A 2,400-nucleotide genomic window follows, 5' to 3' on the forward strand; every position below is an offset into this window, starting at 1 on the left:
CGCAACCGAGCGCGACAACGAGACATTGCGCCGCCGAAGCTTGTCGGCGCAGATCGACAGCGCGGCGACGGCGCGGTCCATCGCCTCGTCGGACAGCGCGCCGCTGCGCGCCAGCCCCTCGCCGAGCCGGACAATGCGCGAGAAGGCGTCAATGACGGTGAATCCGCCGCCGCTCGGGCGCGCAATCAGCAGCCGGCAATTGTTGGTGCCGAGGTCGATCGCTCCATATGTGTGACGGTGCGGCTCACGCTTCGGCGAGAAACCCTGATCCGCTGGCCGGCCCTGCTCGCGATAACCCTGCTGCAGGGCCGGCGCACTGGCGACACCCTGCGCCATGACACACGCCCGTTTCTGTTCTTCACCGCCACTGTCGAAGCGGCTGACTTGAGCGGGTTTTAATCACAATATGGTGCTTGTGGGCAAGTGCGGGGCCTTGCGGCCGGTGCCGTTGACAGTGCAAAGGCCCCTTTCTATCTCGCCGCATCCCAAGCTGCCCCGTCGTCTAATGGTAAGACTACGGACTCTGACTCCGTCAATCGTGGTTCGAATCCACGCGGGGCATCCATCCTCCGTCCGTTAACCGCTGTGAGGAAATGTACGGGATTCGTGCGGTTCGTCGCGGAAGCGTAACAGTTGGGCGTTGACGGTTGAACTGCTGTTTACGTCCGGATTCCCGTGGTCGCTGATCCGTGATTCCTTCCTCTTCGGGACTGAGGGCGGAGGTAAGGATGGGGCAACGGACAAGCTGCGGCGCGCTGCTGATCGGCATTGCCGTGCTCGCCTGCCCCGCCGCAAGTGCGGCCGCGCCTCCCGCCGCAGCCCGAGCCCCGAACCTGCTCGCGACCGCTCCCGACATGCTGGGCACGCGCGCTGTCCCGATCAGGGCCGACCGCTTTTCGGACAGCCTCAAGCGCGCCCGCGAGGATGCATCGACATCGCCGCTCCTGCAGCGGCTGATTGCGCCGGCGCGGCCGATGCCGCCGCTCCAGAAGATGGCGTTCATCCAGTCGGCCGTGACACGCAGCATCCACTGGATTTCGGACGCCACCGAATGGGGCCAGCACGATTACTGGGCAAGCGCATCGCAGACCCTCTCCCATGGCGCCGGCGACGCGAAGAACCGCGCGATCGTCAAGCTGCACGCGTTGCGCGCGCTCGGATTCAAGAACTCTGACCTGTTCCTGACGCTCGCGCGCGATCGCGTCGGGGGGCCACTGACCGTGCTGACGGTGCGCAGCGGCGGCCGCTATTATGTGATGGACGATACCGGAGGGCGACCGTTTGCTGTCGAGGAACGTCGTCTCGAGTTCCAGCCGGTCATGAGCTTCGGCATGTACGGCGCATGGGTCCACGTCCCACCGACCGCAATGGCGTCGTCGCGCGCGGCGCCGTCGACCGTCGCGGCGTCGGCTGCGAACTCATCCACAGCCGGTCGGCCGTAAGCAGGCGTTCACGCGCACTCCCACCCGCGCAGGCTTGTGCTATGACAAGCCCACGCCACGGCGGGAGGCAGGCTTGCGACGCATCCGAACATTCACGGCACTGGCGATCATCATCGGGCTCGCAGCATGCGCGGGCGGCGAGCGCCCAAGGCAGGCGCAGCGCCCTGCTCCGCCGGCGTCGCGGTCACCTGCGCCCTCTGACGCAACGTTCGTGGCCGCCAGCGCGTCGTTCGACCTGTTCGTGATCCGCTCCTCGGAGCTGGCGCTGCAACGCTCCTCGTCAGCGCGGATCCGCGACTTCGCCTCGTCGATGATCTCGTCGCACAGAGGGACCAGCGGACAGCTGTCGCTTGCCGGGCGACGGCTGAACCTCCTGCCCTCGGCGAAATTGCGGCCCGGAGAGCAGGCGATGCTCGACTCTCTCGGGTCGAGCAGCCGGTTCGATGCCGATTTCGTTCGCGATCAGCGCCTCGTGCACCAGCAGCTGGTGTCGATCGACTCCGCTTATGCCGCGCGTGGCCGAAGCCCGACGCTGCGCCCGGTCGCGGCGGCGGCGCTGCCGATCGAGCAGCGTCACCTGAGGCTTCTCGGGTACCTCTAAGTACCGCAGAACGAAGGCTCTTTTCGGCGCAGGTAAACGCGCCGGTAACCACGAGCGCTAAGCCAATCTTGGTCTTGTTTCGGCAGATGCCGGTGCATGGCAACCCGCAGCATCTCGCCCGCTTCAGTTTGGCTCCCGGCCACGGCTGCGGCACTCCTCTTCATTCCCGCAACAGCTTCCGCACAGTCGGCCCCCGCAAGCGCCGGATCGCTCGCCTGGTCGAAGAGCGAAGCGATCCTCGGCGCGCCGAGTGCGTTGCAGGCGATCCTCGCGCAGCAGGGCGCTCCCCGTCGCAGCCCCGTCGCGGTGGAAGTACCATAAGAGCATTGGAACAGCTATCTGCGGGGAAGCCGCCTG

The 2,400-nt window shown here is 66.5% G+C and carries 3 protein-coding genes and 1 tRNA gene; 3 read left to right on the top strand and 1 reads right to left on the bottom strand.

The genetic code is table 11. From position 1 onward, the window contains the following. Nucleotides 1–336: Ppx/GppA phosphatase family protein (locus GH737_RS14400; protein WP_420853460.1), on the bottom strand; the 336-nt coding region annotated here is incomplete at its 3' end. Nucleotides 337–491: 155 nt separating this feature from the next. Here GH737_RS14400 and GH737_RS14405 point away from each other — a divergent pair. The 3 genes from GH737_RS14405 (at nucleotide 492) to GH737_RS15520 (ending at nucleotide 2,043) form a co-directional block, all read left to right on the top strand. Further along, nucleotides 492–565: transfer RNA gene (locus GH737_RS14405), tRNA-Gln, on the top strand. 163 nt (nucleotides 566–728) lie between these two features. Continuing rightward, nucleotides 729–1,442, top strand: coding sequence for a transglutaminase-like cysteine peptidase (locus GH737_RS14410; RefSeq protein WP_155265459.1), 714 nt, complete (start codon nucleotides 729–731; stop codon nucleotides 1,440–1,442). A gap of 73 nt (nucleotides 1,443–1,515) precedes the next feature. Beyond that, the gene (locus GH737_RS15520; protein ID WP_275401976.1) at nucleotides 1,516–2,043 is read left to right on the top strand and encodes a DUF4142 domain-containing protein; all 528 of its coding nucleotides are present in this window, start codon (nucleotides 1,516–1,518) and stop codon (nucleotides 2,041–2,043) included. Nucleotides 2,044–2,400 lie beyond the last annotated feature (357 nt).

This window comes from Sphingomonas segetis (assembly GCF_009720245.1).
GTDB classification, from domain to species: Bacteria; Pseudomonadota; Alphaproteobacteria; order Sphingomonadales; family Sphingomonadaceae; genus Sphingomicrobium; species Sphingomicrobium segetis.

Excerpts from the sequence above, each read along its gene's own strand:
- GH737_RS14410 (WP_155265459.1), top strand. The coding sequence starts at position 729 with ATGGGGCAACGGACAAGCTGCGGCGCGCTGCTGATCGGCATTGCCGTG.